The 13,372-nt window shown below is 60.9% G+C and carries 15 protein-coding genes, 1 tRNA gene and 1 pseudogene; 11 read left to right on the top strand and 6 right to left on the bottom strand.

Annotated elements, in window-relative coordinates; all coding sequences use genetic code 11:
• The 4 genes and pseudogenes from I8N66_RS31930 to I8N66_RS31945 all read left to right on the top strand — a co-directional run.
• Positions 1-347, top strand: a pseudogene (locus I8N66_RS31930) (sugar ABC transporter permease); the annotation flags it as partial.
• A 12-nt stretch (positions 348-359) separates the two neighbouring features.
• Positions 360-1,145, top strand: a complete 786-nt coding sequence (locus I8N66_RS31935) for an ATP-binding cassette domain-containing protein (protein ID WP_034793927.1) — start codon at positions 360-362, stop codon at positions 1,143-1,145.
• 198 nt (positions 1,146-1,343) lie between these two features.
• Positions 1,344-1,420: transfer RNA gene (locus tag I8N66_RS31940), tRNA-Arg, on the top strand.
• A 245-nt stretch (positions 1,421-1,665) separates the two neighbouring features.
• On the top strand, positions 1,666-2,361 hold the full coding sequence (locus I8N66_RS31945) for an alpha/beta hydrolase (protein WP_291162807.1): 696 nt from the start codon (positions 1,666-1,668) through the stop codon (positions 2,359-2,361).
• 466 nt (positions 2,362-2,827) lie between these two features.
• Here the strand turns inward: I8N66_RS31945 and I8N66_RS31950 are convergent, their stop codons facing one another.
• The 5 genes from I8N66_RS31950 to rfbC all read right to left on the bottom strand — a co-directional run bounded on the left by I8N66_RS31950 (position 2,828) and on the right by rfbC (position 6,073).
• Positions 2,828-3,382: an OmpA family protein gene (locus I8N66_RS31950; protein WP_113535583.1), complete on the bottom strand. Its 555-nt coding sequence runs from the start codon at positions 3,380-3,382 to the stop codon at positions 2,828-2,830.
• Positions 3,379-4,056 (bottom strand): L,D-transpeptidase, encoded by a 678-nt coding sequence (locus tag I8N66_RS31955; RefSeq protein ID WP_113535584.1) that lies wholly within the window; start codon positions 4,054-4,056, stop codon positions 3,379-3,381. The genes I8N66_RS31950 and I8N66_RS31955 overlap by 4 nt, the downstream gene beginning before the upstream one ends.
• 394 nt (positions 4,057-4,450) lie before the next feature.
• Positions 4,451-4,771 (bottom strand): hypothetical protein, encoded by a 321-nt coding sequence (locus tag I8N66_RS31960; protein ID WP_113535585.1) that lies wholly within the window; start codon positions 4,769-4,771, stop codon positions 4,451-4,453.
• 199 nt (positions 4,772-4,970) lie between these two features.
• A complete protein-coding gene (locus I8N66_RS31965; RefSeq protein WP_113535683.1) occupies positions 4,971-5,441 on the bottom strand; it encodes an aminoacyl-tRNA deacylase in 471 nt (156 codons plus the stop codon).
• A gap of 86 nt (positions 5,442-5,527) precedes the next feature.
• Entirely contained in the window at positions 5,528-6,073 is a 546-nt protein-coding gene (rfbC, locus tag I8N66_RS31970; protein WP_113535586.1) for a dTDP-4-dehydrorhamnose 3,5-epimerase, read from the bottom strand.
• A 185-nt stretch (positions 6,074-6,258) separates the two neighbouring features.
• On the opposite strand from rfbC, the gene I8N66_RS31975 reads away from it, so the two are divergent.
• The 7 genes from I8N66_RS31975 to I8N66_RS32005 all read left to right on the top strand — a co-directional run bounded on the left by I8N66_RS31975 (position 6,259) and on the right by I8N66_RS32005 (position 12,236).
• A complete protein-coding gene (locus I8N66_RS31975; protein ID WP_113535587.1) occupies positions 6,259-7,011 on the top strand; it encodes a CmcI family methyltransferase in 753 nt (250 codons plus the stop codon).
• A gap of 84 nt (positions 7,012-7,095) precedes the next feature.
• Complete coding sequence (locus I8N66_RS31980; protein WP_113535588.1) at positions 7,096-7,812, top strand: WbqC family protein; 717 nt, start codon at positions 7,096-7,098, stop codon at positions 7,810-7,812.
• Positions 7,809-8,534, top strand: coding sequence for a class I SAM-dependent methyltransferase (locus tag I8N66_RS31985; protein WP_223725222.1), 726 nt, complete (start codon positions 7,809-7,811; stop codon positions 8,532-8,534). Before I8N66_RS31980 ends, I8N66_RS31985 begins: the two co-directional genes overlap by 4 nt.
• The gene (locus tag I8N66_RS31990) at positions 8,531-9,406 is read left to right on the top strand and encodes an NAD(P)-dependent oxidoreductase (RefSeq protein ID WP_291162820.1); all 876 of its coding nucleotides are present in this window, start codon (positions 8,531-8,533) and stop codon (positions 9,404-9,406) included. Before I8N66_RS31985 ends, I8N66_RS31990 begins: the two co-directional genes overlap by 4 nt.
• Complete coding sequence (locus I8N66_RS31995; RefSeq protein WP_291162823.1) at positions 9,406-10,401, top strand: ATP-grasp domain-containing protein; 996 nt, start codon at positions 9,406-9,408, stop codon at positions 10,399-10,401. The genes I8N66_RS31990 and I8N66_RS31995 overlap by 1 nt, the downstream gene beginning before the upstream one ends.
• On the top strand, positions 10,398-11,108 hold the full coding sequence (locus I8N66_RS32000; RefSeq protein WP_291162827.1) for a metallophosphoesterase family protein: 711 nt from the start codon (positions 10,398-10,400) through the stop codon (positions 11,106-11,108). Before I8N66_RS31995 ends, I8N66_RS32000 begins: the two co-directional genes overlap by 4 nt.
• Before the next feature lie 15 nt (positions 11,109-11,123).
• Positions 11,124-12,236, top strand: a complete 1,113-nt coding sequence (locus I8N66_RS32005; RefSeq protein ID WP_113535592.1) for a DegT/DnrJ/EryC1/StrS family aminotransferase — start codon at positions 11,124-11,126, stop codon at positions 12,234-12,236.
• 56 nt (positions 12,237-12,292) lie between these two features.
• Here I8N66_RS32005 and I8N66_RS32010 read toward each other — a convergent pair.
• A partial coding sequence (locus tag I8N66_RS32010) for a hypothetical protein (RefSeq protein WP_291162831.1) occupies positions 12,293-13,372 on the bottom strand: 1,080 nt, incomplete at its 5' end.

The raw sequence follows: 13,372 nt of genomic DNA on the forward strand, positions 1-13,372 counted from the left end.
TTGCCGGCATCAAGACGCGCTGGGTCACCGTCAAGATCTTCACGCTGATGGGCATTCTGTGCGCCATCGCCGCGGCAATCTCGACCGCCCGCCTCAACGCGGCGACCAATGCGCAAGGGGAACTCGACGAACTCTACACGATCGCCGCCGCGGTCATCGGCGGCACGTCGCTTGCAGGCGGTGTCGGCACGATCGCCGGCGCCATGATCGGCGCGCTCGTCATGCAATCTCTACAGTCGGGCATGGTGCTGCTCGGGATCGACAGTCCGTTCCAGCGCATCGTCGTCGGCGTGGTTCTCGTCGTCGCCGTCTGGCTCGACACCGTCTACCGCGCCCGCGCCAAGTAAGGAGTACGATCCATGAAAGACCAACGCACTCCGCTCGTGGAAATGAAGAACATTTCCATCTCCTTCGGCGGCATCCATGCCGTGGACAACGCCTCCGTCGATCTCTACCCCGGCGAAGTCGTGGCACTGCTCGGGCACAACGGCGCCGGCAAATCGACCCTGATCAAGATCCTTTCCGGCGCCTACAAGCGCGATGCCGGCGAAATCCTGATCAATGGCGAGGCCGCCGACATCAACAACCCGCGCGATGCCAAAAAATACGGCATCGAGACGATCTACCAGACGCTCGCCGTCGCCGACAATGTCGACGCCGCCGCCAACCTCTATCTCGGCCGTGAGCTCAGGACCCCCTGGGGCACGCTCGACGATGTGGCGATGGAGGCAAAGGCCCGCGAAGTCATGGGGCGACTCAACCCCAACTTCCAGCGCTTCAAGGAGCCGGTGAAGGCGCTTTCGGGCGGCCAGCGACAGTCGGTGGCCATCGCACGCGCGATCCTCTTCGACGCCCGCATCCTGATCATGGACGAGCCGACGGCAGCGCTCGGCCCGCAGGAAACCGCCCAGGTCGGCGACCTCATCAAGCAGCTGAAGCGCGAAGGCATCGGCATCTTCCTGATCAGCCACGACATCCACGACGTCTTCGACCTCGCCGACCGCGTGTCTGTCATGAAGAACGGCCAGGTCGTCGGCCAGGCCCGCACCGAGGACGTGACCAAGGACGAGGTGCTCGGCATGATCATCATGGGCAAGGTACCGCCGAAGGCGATCCCCGGCCCCGGCGCCATGCAGGTCGCCTGAACCTGCACTCGGCGGCGCGCCTCAACCGCCCGCCGCCGAGCGCTTTCCACGAAACGGCAAAGGCCGGGCGAGCGGTTGCATTTTCGGCAACAACTGCAAATTCCCCTGCGAACTCCGCCATTTCACCATTGATGCGGCGCCAAAGCTAAGCTATGAACCGCTTCACAGCCTGCTTCGGCGGCCTTGCCGCCAACGGATGCACCCGTAGCTCAGCTGGATAGAGTGTTGGATTCCGATTCCAAAGGTCACAGGTTCGAATCCTGTCGGGTGCGCCATTTCTGCTGCGATCAACTACGTGATTGCTACAGCGACCTTTGTGCGCCCAATAAGACGCGCAGCGCTGTCGGACGCGCCGCAGGCGAAAGACGCGCTTCGCCCGAAATAGCAAGTTTGAAAAACCCCCGCAGCGGCTTAAACTCGCCGACCGACCTTCCAACAGGAAGTTCGTCCGCCCTTTCCTGACCCGCCGACCGAATATACGGATATCGTTCGGGAAAGTAACTTCCCCTGGAGGTGTGGCATGCCCAACAAACCCAGCATTGTCTTCGCACATGGCCTTTGGGCCGACGGATCCTGTTTCAGCAAGGTCATCGAACTGCTGGTTGCCGACGGCTACGAAGTGATCGCGACGCAAAACCACTTGAATACCGTCGCCGACGACGCCGCGGCGGTTCGCACGTCGCTGGGCCGCGTGCACGGTCCGGTCGTTCTGGTCGGACATTCCTATGGAGGGACCGTCATCACCGCTTCGGGCACCGATGATCGTGTCAAGGCGCTCGTCTATATCTGTGCGCTGGCGCCGGAGAACGGCGAAACGTCGGCGGCCGACCAGGCGAAATTCCCCCAAACCCCCGTCTTCCAGCATATCGAGGTGGTAGACGGCCGGCTGTTTCTTCGTCCTTCGGGGATCCCGGAATTCGCAGGCGATCTGCCCGAAGCGGAGCAGAAGCTCGTATGGGCCACGCAAATGGGGCCGCTGGCGGACCTGTTCGATCAACCCGTTCCGGGTGCGGCGTGGAAAACAAAGCCGACATACTACATCGTCGGTAGCGAGGACCGGACAGTCCAGCCCGACCTTCAACGCTTCCTCGCGAAGCGCATGAATGCAAAGGTGACGGAACTGGCCTCCAGCCACGTCCCGATGTTGTCTCAACCCCGCCGGGTCTACGAGGTGATCCGCGAGGCCGCCGACGGTGTGCAGCGATCGGCCGGATAAAGTCTGCCTGCCGTTCCGTTCGATTTTTGACAGGTACTGGGTGAGGCAAGCGGGCGCCGTCGAATGACGCGCCCATATTTCCAAGAGTTTGGACGGCACTTCGGGGAGTGGCTGTAGCGCCCTCAGGGTGCGCATGAACAGCCGTGTTCCGTCTTCCAGCGCTACGTCGGGGCGCGATCGCAGTCGGACATATCAACTACCGGCATTCTGAGCCCGAAACCATCGCTGTGCGGCTGCATGGAGACTGCGCCGTGATCCGTTGTCGCGCACAGCTTGAAGTGATCTTCGGCGGGGTACCGCTCAGTGCCTACTGGCACACGGACAAGTATGAAGACGGGCAATGGATGGTGGCCTGGTCACAGGCTACTGCCGTTCATAGCGAACGGCCCACCTGTTCCTGAAGCCCTTGCCATGAACGCGAAGGGACCGATTTCGGCTCGCGGAGAGACGCCGAGGCGGCGCGCGATCAGAGCGTGTCGCGCTCCGTGCGCAGATTGGAGACGACACGGCGGTTCTGCACCTTGCAGGAACGCTCGGTGCAGTCGCGAACTTCGCGGTCGTTGCCGTAGCCCTTGGCCCACATGCGATTGGGGTCCACGCCCTTCGAGGCAAGATAGGCCATCGCCGCATCAGCCCGCTTCTGCGACAGCGTTTCCATCTTCGAGGCGGAACCGCTGTCGTCGGAGAAGCCCTGCAGCTTGACCAGCCAGCGCGGGTTGCTGTTGAGCCAGATCGCCTGCTTGTCCAACGTAGCCTTGGCGACAGGATCGAGCGCGGCCGAATCTTGCGTGAAATAGGTTCGCCGGCCGACATTGAGGATGAAATCCTCTTCGGTGCCGGCCGAGACAGTCTCGAAGCCCGGCGCCGGATCGTCGGTTTTTCCGGTCATCGGCACCGCGGCCGGCTCTTCGACGGCGGCGATCTCGGTGGTGTTGCAGGCGGTCAGCGTCAGCAGAACGGCGGCAGCGGAAAGCAGCCTCGTCAGTCCGGTCATAGCAGGCTTCAAGGTGATATTCCTCATTCGACCGGGGTTGCGACCGGAGTTGCTTGGCTGACCTCGGGGGCCTTGTCGGCAATGTGCGGCAGGACCTGAACGGCGGTGCCGATCGGGCAGCGCTGGTAAAGATCGATCGCATCTTCGTTGAACATGCGGATGCAGCCGCTGGAGGCATCCTTGCCGATGCTGCCCGGCTCAAGCGTACCGTGGAAACGGTAGCCGGTATCGACGCCGTCGCGAAGCAGGTACATGGCGCGTGGACCAAGCGGGTTCTTCGGCGACCCGCCATCGACGAATTCGGGCAGATCGGGGTGGCGCTCGCGCATCTCCGGCGGCGGCGTCCAGCGCGGCCAGAGAGATTTACGGTCGATCGTAGCGCGGCCGTACCACTTGAAGCCTTCCTTCCCGACGCCAACCCCATAACGGATGGCCGTCTTGTTCTCCATGATCAGGTAGAGAAAGTGGTGTCGGGTATCGACGACAACGGTGCCGATCGGCTCGCTGCTGAAATATTTGACGACCTGACGCCGCCATTTCGGGTCGATCTTGGCAAAATTGGTGCTGCGATAGGTCACGCCGTTATCGATGGCGGGACCGGAAAAATAGGAACTCGCCGCGGCGAATGCCGGCCTCTGAACCGCGTCGGCGCCAAGTAGCGCCAAACCACCAAGCATAATATTCCTGCGGGTCCACTCCATCGGCAACATCCCCCGAAAGCCAAGCAGCGAGATCGCAGTAAATCAGATTTTCCATTTGCCACAACAGAAAATTCTCGGGAGACGATTCTTTCCGTGACTGCCTGGCAAAGAGAGTTTTGCCGATGGCTGTCAGCTTTCAGACGATCTCTATTCACCTGAGGTCTAGCCGACAGGATCTGAGAACGCAGCACTTTTCCCGTAAGCAACAACGACATGCCACGTCTGCGAAAACGCCAGAATAGGTCGGCAATTCTGCGCATTCGCAATGATGGCACATCGTTATTGTCTAACTTCACAGCATGGGTGCAGTTCATTTGCACCCTCGCAACCTCTCAAGGCTGAGGCAGCGTTGCCGCTCGCGTCGCCTGCATCCCGGCTCGGTGGTCCAAGCGGACTAATTGGCCCTGATGTCCCGCGCCTGACCCGATTCCCGGAGTTCTTCGAGCGTCTTGCCGAGGCAGCTTCCAACCTCCTCGGCGCCGGTCGCCTTTGCCTGGCCGCTCAAGGTGATCGTGCCGGCAAAGTTGTCCGATGCCAGGTAGGTCGCCGTGCCGTCGGCCGTTACCTTCGACAGATAGAAGGCGTGCTGCGTGCCTTTGTATTCGCAGGCGACAGCGAACGGAAACCGATCGAACAGATTGTCTTCCGCGCGTGCGGCAGACCCGAAAGCTTGAGCACCGGCCGCAACCAGCAGTACAGCCAGAGACCTGGACATATTCGTAGAGCGTATGCGCACCATCGATCCCCCAACCCAGTAGATAAAGGTGTCCGTCGAAGATGGTGACGCCAAGCCGGCACTTTGGCAAGTGCCCGCTGCCCACATCGAACTCACGATGTTCGACCGCTGGTTGGTTCCCGCCCAGGTCCTTGCGCATTGCGTCCGCTGCCAGCGGGGAACCGCGATAGCTCGGCCCTCAAGCCGGGTGGCTGAAGCGGGCGACCTGTGCATCCTTCATCAGGTTGCGAAAGCTCGATCCGCTCATGTGCACCAGCGTCCTGTGGTCGCCGCCCTCGAAGTAGACGTCGTTTACGTCACCCAGGCTTTCGTCGAGCAGCACCGGCACGTCATAGGCCGAGCCGACGGGCGGCACTGCGCCGATATCGCAATCGGCGAAGAGGTTGCAGACTTCCTCTTCCGAAGCGAGGCCGAGGCGCCGGTCCATCACGTCCTGCAGGGTGGAAAGTTCGACCCGGTGCGTGCTTGGCACAACGGCAAGCACGTAGCCCATCTCGTGATGAACGACCACGGACTTGGCAAGCCTGCTGCCGGGCACATGCGCCGCTCTCGCAGTCTGGCTGGTGGTGGCCGTGCGGTGATGGTCGACGGTGTCGTAGGCGACACCCGTGCCATCGATATAGTCCTGAAGTTTTCTGGCGATCGTCATCGTCGACACCCCTTCTCTCTCGTGGTGGCGCGGAAAATTCATTGTCCTCCCATCCACGATGAAGTCAACGATGGACGCGCCGAGGATCAAGGCGCGTCCTCCAGCATCGGGAAAGCCTCATCGCGCGCCGACATCTGCGCGACCGGCAACGGCCAGGCGATCGCAAGCTTTGGATCCAGGGCGTTGAGCCCGCCTTCGGCTCCGGGCGCATAGGGCTTGTCGTGCAGGTAGATCAGCTCGCAGTCGGCGGAAAGTGTCTGGAACCCATGCGCAAAGCCGCCAGGGATCATCATCGACCTCCCGTTTTCAGCGCTCAGCACCTCGCCATGCCATTGAAGATAGGTTGGAGAGTCCGGTCGCATGTCGACGGCAACATCGAAGATCGTGCCCGAAAGACAGGACACGAATTTCGTCTCGTCGTGCGGCGCGCGCTGGAAATGCATGCCGCGAACCGTGCCAGCCTTTCGCGTCAAGGTGTGATTGATCTGCGCGATCGAGCCGCCCGCACCGAAATCGGCGAGTTCTTCACGGCAGAAGAAACGCGAAAAGAATCCGCGATCGTCGCCAAAGCGCTGACGCTCGACGACCAGAAGACCCGCAAGGGGTGTAAAAATGCGGTTAAAGCGCGACATTGAACCTTCCACGAGCAGGCGGGGCGCCCTCACTCCTACCCCTTAAGAAACCAGCCTTGACCGTATTTGCAATTGTCGACATGAAAGCGTTCACAGGAAAGCGTACGAATCGACGAAGCCGCCAGATCGCGAATCGCGGCCTCCGGCGTATCGGTGGGTTGTATCGAAAAAGGGTATCGGCAGTCATGGCAGCAGCAGACGATCGTCTCGCGTTCGAGGCTCACAAAAAGGAAATGTCGCTCGCGCTCGGCAAGGACGACGACGCATTTCGCCAGTCGCTCGATACGTTGGTCGCGCTCGACAAATACGACTATTCCTACCTCTGGTCGTTCATGGGCGTGCCGATCATCCAGATGCCGGCCGACGTCATGGCGACGCAGGAAGTCATCTGGAACACCAAGCCTGACATCATCATCGAAACCGGCGTTGCCCGCGGCGGCTCGGTGATCTTCATGGCCGCGATGCTGCAACTGATCGGCAAGGGCAAGGTCATCGGTGTCGACATCGACATCCGCGCCCACAATCGCGACTCGATCGAAAAGCACCCGATGTCTTCGCGCATCACGCTGATCGAAGGTCCGTCGACCACGGCCGAGACGCTGGCAAAGGTGAAGGCCGAGATCCCGGAAGGTGCATCTGTCATGGTCGTCCTCGACAGCGACCACAGCCGCGACCACGTGCTGGACGAACTGCGCACCTATGGCCCGCTGGTGACCGAAGGCCAGTACATGGTGGTGGCAGATACGGTCCTCGGCTGGGCCGAGGCATCGCAGACCCCCACCAAGCGCTCGAAGATCTGGCGCGCCGGCGACGAACCCTACGCAGCACTCAAGGCCTACATGGAAGAGACAAGCCGCTTCGAGACCGATGAGGCACTGAACGGCAAACTTGTGCTCTCGAGCTCGCCGCGCGGTTATCTGCGCTGCATCGACAAATAGGGTCGCAAGCAGGGTGGCGCGGGCCTTCGTTCGTGCTACTGCCAACTCTCGATCGCGAATACAGGCACCGCAGGCGAGTACCGGATGGCTCGGAACATTGTCATCTCCCAATCCATGTACTTTCCTTGGGTTGGAATGCTGGAGCAGATCAAACTGGCGGACGTGTTCGTCCACTACGACGATGTGCAGTTCTCGCGTGGCAGCTTCACAAACCGCGTGCAGATCAAGACTCAGAGCGGCATCCGCTGGCTGACCGTGCCCTTGAAGGACCTTCGCCTGGGGCAACGGATCGATGAGGTACTGATCGACAATCGCACGGATTGGCGCAGCCGCCACCGCGATATCTTGCGACAAGCCTATATCAAAGCGCCCTTCGCCAAGGACATGCTGGAACTGGTCGACGGCGTGTTCGCCAAGGATGCATCGACGATTGCGGATGTGGCCCGCAATTCCATGCTCGCACTTGCCGCCTACTTCAATCTGGATAGGCCGAAGTTCGTCTCCTCGGACGCTCTCACCATTGGCGGTGCGAGCAGCGAGAGAGTATACGACATCACCGCCCATCTCGAAGGGACGGCCTATATCACCGGCCATGGTGCGCGGAACTATCTCGATCACGGCCTCTTCAACCAGAACGGAATTTCCGTTCAGTACATGAACTACGAACGCACACCCTATCCGCAGCTGCATGGAGAGTTCACTCCTTACGTGACCGCATTGGACCTCGTCGCCAATTGCGGTACCAAGGGCGCAGAAGTCGTACATTCCGGAACTGTCGATTGGAGGGAGTTTACCCAGTGAAATCCGAGAACCTGGACAACGTCGCGTCGGAATATCTTCCAAACGCAGTCACATCGATCGAGAACAATCTCATTCTCAATTGGTATCCGCAGCGCATGGTCGAGCGCTTTGGCAAATGCCAATCGCTGCTCGATCTTGGTATCGGCCACGGCTACACCCCGCACCTGTTCAACAAGGTCTGCGACCGGCACGTGATCGTGGAAGGTTCGCAGTTCGTCATCGATCTATTCAAGAAGAACAGCCCGGACTTTTCCGGTGAGATCGTCTTCTCCTACTTCGAAGACTTCGAAACGGAAGAGCGCTTCGACGTCATCATCATGGGTTTCGTTCTCGAGCACGTCGACGATCCGGGCCTCGTGCTCGACCGGTTCCGGCGCTTCCTGAAACCCAATGGCCGTCTCTATGCCGCAGTGCCGAACGCGAAGTCCCTGAACAGGAGACTGGGCGTGGAGCTCGGCAAGATCGACGATATCTACAGCCTGAACGCCAACGATCTGGCACTTGGCCACAAGCGCCAATATTGCCGGGACACGTTCCGTGCCGAACTCGAAAACCATGGCTTCCGGGTCGTGCACGAGGAAGGCATCTACCTGAAGCCATTGCCACTGCCGGTGTTGCAGACGCTGCCTGATTTCGAAGCCAATCTGCATGCCATGCTCAAGGTCGGTATCGAATTCCCCGATCTTTGCGTCGGCCTGCTGATGGAAGCAGAACTGGCATGAGGACTGCCGCCATTATCGGCACGCGCTCGATGTTGGGGAGCCAGCTCGTCGCGCGCCTGCGGAACATGGGTGTCGAGACCATCAGTGTCGGCAGGGCGGAAACCGATGACATCTTCCTCGACATGGCAGGCGGCGCGGCAAAGGTTCCGGATGGCCTCACCGCGGACGTGCTTTTCCATTGTGCCGCAAGCTTCGCCGACGATAGCCCGTCGGGGATACAGCAGAACTTTTCCGCGAACACCGCAAGCGCACTGAACGTCGCAGAACTTGCCAAGCGTCTGCAGACAGAGGCCGTTATCTATGCCGGATCGCTTTCTTCGGATGCGACACTAGATGCAGCACCCCTGACATCCTACGGCCTCACCAAGCAGCTGGCCGAACAGATCCTGGAATGGAGTTCGCAAAAACAGGGATTTCGCTTCTGCAGCCTTCGGTTCTCGCAGCTTTATGACGTGAGTGGCCGTTGCTGTGCCCATCAGCCGTGGATGGGACGCATCATCGCCTATGCGTCCCGCGGGCTCGACCTTCGCATGCCCGCGTCCCATGGCGTGCGTAATTTCCTGCATGTACAGGACGCCGCCGACATGATGATCCGCGCTGCCGAAACGGGCACGTCCGGCGTCCGGAATGCGGTTCACACGGAGGCAATGACCTGCGACAGGATCGCTGAAATCGCCTATGAGACCTTCGGGCTCGGGGGCAACGTCGTGATCGCAGCGGAAAAGGCTCCTTTTCGGAAGGTGAACTTTCCTGACGGTGCGGAAACGCTGTCCCGGTTGGGCATGGCGCCTCTGGTCACGATGCGAGACGGGATTGCCATGATCAAATCAGCCGGAACCGCCGAAGCGTTCGGCCCGATGGACGTCAACTAATGCAAGACGACGCAAAGCAATCGAAACAGCCGGTTACGGTCGTGGTGACTGCGGTAGGCGCCATCATCGGCCAGGGCATAGTCGCATCGCTCCGTAGACTGGAAGCACCGATCCGCATCATCGGCATTGATCGTGATGCCAATGGCATCGGCCGGCACTTCTGCGACGACTTCGTCGCCAAGCCATCATGCGATGAGGCGTCTCCCGAATATCTGGAGTTCTGGCTGGAACTGCTTCGGCGAGAGGACGTCGCCCTGGTGCTGCCGGGCCTGGAGCTTGACGTCCTGTTCTTCAATGACAACCGCGCACGCTTCGAGGCGACCGAGACGCGTGTCGTCCTGAACAGATCTCCGCTGATCGCGCTCGCGCAAGACAAGTGGGACATGGGCGAGGCACTGCTGCAAGCGGACCTTCCGGCCATTCCAAGCACACTCAGCCGCAGCTTGGAAGATTGCACCCGCGAGCTCGGCCCCTTGCCTCTTCTGCTGAAGCCACGTCGCGGCAATGGTTCCCGCGGAATTGCCCTGCTGCGCGACAGGGCCGATTTCGACTACTGGACCCTGAAGAGCGCGGACGATTTTCTCATCCAGAAATTCGTGGGCAGCAACGACCAGGAATACACGGTCGGCGCCTTCGGGTTTGGCGACGGCACGACGCTGCCGCCGATCGTCTTCAAGCGCAAGCTGTCCGTCGCCGGCAACACCCAATATGCGGAAGTGGTCGACGAGCCTTTCCTGACTGAAGCGGTGAGCAGGCTCTCGCAACACTTCAAGCCGCTTGGGCCGACGAATTATCAGTTCCGGCTGGAAGGCACGACACCTTACCTGCTTGAAATCAATCCGCGCTTCTCGAGCAGTACGTCGCTGCGTGCGGCCTTCGGCTACAACGAGGCGGCGATGGCGCTGGAGTACTACGTTTACGGGAGAAAGCCGGAGGCACCGGAGATCAAGACGGGCCGGGCTTGGCGCTACTCCGAAGATCTGGTCGTCCTATGATCGCCGTCATTTCCGACATTCACGGCAACCTTCCCGCCCTCAAGGCGGTGCTTGCCCGCATCGACGAACTCGGCTGCAGCTCGATCCTTTCGCTCGGTGACGTCGTCGGATACTACGCCCAGCCGGGCGAGTGTATCGATGTGCTTAAAGCACGCGGCATAACAAACATCATGGGCAATCACGATTATTACATCGTCAGCGGTGAAGGCTGCCCGCGATCGAAGATGGTCAATGACATCATCGAGTTTCAAAGGGGCATCATCTCGGCCGATCAACGCGACTGGCTCGCCGGATCGCGAACCTATGTCATCGACGGGTCGACCTACTTCGTCCACGGCAGCTGGCAAGATCCGATAGACGAGTATCTCTACAAGGTATCACAGGCGCAGTTTCCTGACGGGTGCGAACGGCTGTTTGCCGGGCATACCCACGTGCAGGTCCGCCTGGAGATCGGCAGCAAGGTGTTCTGCAATCCCGGCTCGGTCGGGCAACCGCGTGATGGCGATCCGCGCGCCGCTTTTGCGACGGTTTCGGAGGCAGGTATCGAGCTCCACCGTGTCGCCTACGATATCGACAGCACGGCCCATCATATGCGGCAGGCCGGCTTCCCGGAACGCTTCTATGAAAACCTCTATCTCGGCGCGCAGATCGGCGGCCGGATTGACAGGATCGTTGCCGCAGACGCAACCAACGACCGATCGGCTTGAGCACAGGCAATCCACATGACGAAACCTCGCATTCTCTACACCAAGCCCTCGATCACCGAACGCGAAGTCGCCTATGCCACCGACGCAGCGGCGAACGGTTGGGGCGAGCGCTGCTACGATTACATCAATCGCTTCGAGGCCGCCTTTGCCGCGCATCTCGATGTCACTCACGCGATCTCGACATCAAGCTGCACCGGCGCGCTGCACATGGGCCTGGCCGCCCTCGGCGTCGGGCCGGGCGATGAAGTCATCCTTGCGGACACGAACTGGACCGCATCCGCCGCGCCGATCGTCCACCTCGGAGCAAAGCCCGTTTTTGTGGACGTGCTCCCCGACAGCTGGTGCCTCGATCCGGAGAAAGTGGCAGCTGCCATCACGCCGAAGACCAAGGCGATCATGGCCGTGCACATCTACGGCAATCTCTGCGACATGGACCGCCTGCTCGAAATCGGCGCGCGGCACAACATCCCGATTGTAGAAGACGCCGCCGAAGCGCTCGGATCGGAGTGGCGCGGACGCAAGGCCGGTTCGCTCGGCGCCTTCGGTGCATTCTCCTTCCATGGTACCAAGACCGTGACGACAGGCGAAGGCGGCATGTTCGTCACCAGCGACAGCAAGCTCTTCGAAAAGGTCCTGACCCTGTCCAATCACGGCCGGGCACGCGGACAAAAGAAGCAGTTCTGGCCGGACGAGATCGGCTTCAAGTACAAGATGTCGAACCTGCAGGCGGCCGTGGGCCTTGCGCAGATCGAACGCGTCAACGAACTGGTCGAGCGCAAGCGTGAGATCTTCTACGCCTATCGTGAACAGCTCGCGGGCGTGAACTCCATCTCGATGAATCCGGAACCGGAGCACACGAAAAACGGCTTCTGGATGCCGACGGTTGTCTTCGCGCCGGAAACCGACGTCACGCGGGAGAAACTGCAGGGCGCGTTTGCCGCCGAGAACATCGACGCCCGCGTCTTCTTCTGGCCACTGAGTTCGCTTCCGCCCTTCGAGGACGTGCGGGCAAACACCGTTGCCTATGATCTCCCCGGCCGAGCGATCAACCTGCCGAGCTATCACGACATGACGTCCGAAGAGATCGGCAGGGTCGTGCAGGTGTTGCGCGACTGCGCTGCAGCCTGAACCTCAATTTCAGACATGCCCAAACGCCGCGGCCAGGAGCCGCGGCGATAGAATGACTATTTGCCTTTGCGTTGACGAAAGCGCAGGTCCTGCCGCAGGACATCTCTCAACGTCCGGGCGGAGAAATACGAGCCTACTCCGAGTTTCATAAGGCCGCGCTCGATTGAAAGCCTTGCGGACGCGATCGTGCGCCGCAACGGCAACGGCCCCAGCTGCCCGCCGGCGAACAGGTTCGCATATCGCCGCAGCCGTGGCTTCGGGCGCGGCAGCGTGATTGCGCTCAGGCCGTGCGTTGCCCGATACTGATCGAGCGCAGTGACGACACCAGGCGGAAGCATCGCCTTGCGCGCCCAGCCCGCAGCCTGGCTCATCGCCCCGCGGTAGAAATCCGCCGGCGCGATTTCAGGGAAGCGGTCGGACCGGCTCTGTGCTGCAGCCAGTGCGTATTCGCGCAGGATGCCGTTCAGCAGCACGCTGGTATCGCCGGGCATCGGCCCGTATTGCAGCCACTCGCCCTGCTCCTGCTGCATCCACCGTCTGAAGTCCGTCGCCTCCTGGGTAACGGCGCCGATTGTCAGAGCGTTGCCGTTGCTCCGCGTTTCGCCTTGCGTCACCAGCAACGGAAAATCGATGTACGCGTAGCTCTTCAATGCTTCGAGCGTGCGGAACGCAAAGGCATAGTCCGGCGAGATCCCCGTGAAAACACGGCCATAACGTTCGCGGAGAGACGCCACCAGATCCCGGCGCGCGAAGGAATTCAGCAATCGCGGCGTGTCCTTGGGCCAATCGCCCCTCGCAAACTGCTGGAGCTTGTCCGCCGTTGCGATCTCTCGCGCAGCCACATTCCCGTGTCCACAGCGGAGGCTGCGGTATCCTGGCAGCTCGCGCGCATTCGCAGTCGCGTAGCCGACAGCGGCCGCCTGTGTCCGTTCTATTGCCGCATGGACCTCTTCGAGCGCATAGAGCCGCAAGGCCATTCGATCGGTAACGAAGCCGACATACTGGCCTTTCGCATGCGCAATCGCCCACTCCCAATGATCGACCATAGGCAAGTTGAGGCCAGGGCGAATATAGTGAAAACGCGGGTCGGAGAGAAACGGAGCGAGAGCCGCCTGGTTACGCTCGCTATCAGCGGG

The organism is Ensifer sp. SSB1, assembly GCF_016652895.1.
GTDB lineage: Bacteria > Pseudomonadota > Alphaproteobacteria > Rhizobiales > Rhizobiaceae > Ensifer.

What these genes read in the sequence shown, in the direction of transcription:
- I8N66_RS31935 (WP_034793927.1), top strand. Translation starts at nt 360, where the DNA reads ATGAAAGACCAACGCACTCCGCTCGTGGAAATGAAGAACATTTCCATC.
- I8N66_RS31945 (WP_291162807.1), top strand. Translation starts at nt 1,666, where the DNA reads ATGCCCAACAAACCCAGCATTGTCTTCGCACATGGCCTTTGGGCCGAC.
- I8N66_RS31950 (WP_113535583.1), bottom strand. Translation starts at nt 3,382, where the DNA reads ATGAGGAATATCACCTTGAAGCCTGCTATGACCGGACTGACGAGGCTG.
- I8N66_RS31955 (WP_113535584.1), bottom strand. Translation starts at nt 4,056, where the DNA reads ATGGAGTGGACCCGCAGGAATATTATGCTTGGTGGTTTGGCGCTACTT.
- I8N66_RS31960 (WP_113535585.1), bottom strand. Translation starts at nt 4,771, where the DNA reads ATGTCCAGGTCTCTGGCTGTACTGCTGGTTGCGGCCGGTGCTCAAGCT.
- I8N66_RS31965 (WP_113535683.1), bottom strand. Translation starts at nt 5,441, where the DNA reads ATGACGATCGCCAGAAAACTTCAGGACTATATCGATGGCACGGGTGTC.
- rfbC (WP_113535586.1), bottom strand. Translation starts at nt 6,073, where the DNA reads ATGTCGCGCTTTAACCGCATTTTTACACCCCTTGCGGGTCTTCTGGTC.
- I8N66_RS31975 (WP_113535587.1), top strand. Translation starts at nt 6,259, where the DNA reads ATGGCAGCAGCAGACGATCGTCTCGCGTTCGAGGCTCACAAAAAGGAA.
- I8N66_RS31980 (WP_113535588.1), top strand. Translation starts at nt 7,096, where the DNA reads ATGGCTCGGAACATTGTCATCTCCCAATCCATGTACTTTCCTTGGGTT.
- I8N66_RS31990 (WP_291162820.1), top strand. Translation starts at nt 8,531, where the DNA reads ATGAGGACTGCCGCCATTATCGGCACGCGCTCGATGTTGGGGAGCCAG.
- I8N66_RS31995 (WP_291162823.1), top strand. Translation starts at nt 9,406, where the DNA reads ATGCAAGACGACGCAAAGCAATCGAAACAGCCGGTTACGGTCGTGGTG.
- I8N66_RS32000 (WP_291162827.1), top strand. Translation starts at nt 10,398, where the DNA reads ATGATCGCCGTCATTTCCGACATTCACGGCAACCTTCCCGCCCTCAAG.
- I8N66_RS32005 (WP_113535592.1), top strand. Translation starts at nt 11,124, where the DNA reads ATGACGAAACCTCGCATTCTCTACACCAAGCCCTCGATCACCGAACGC.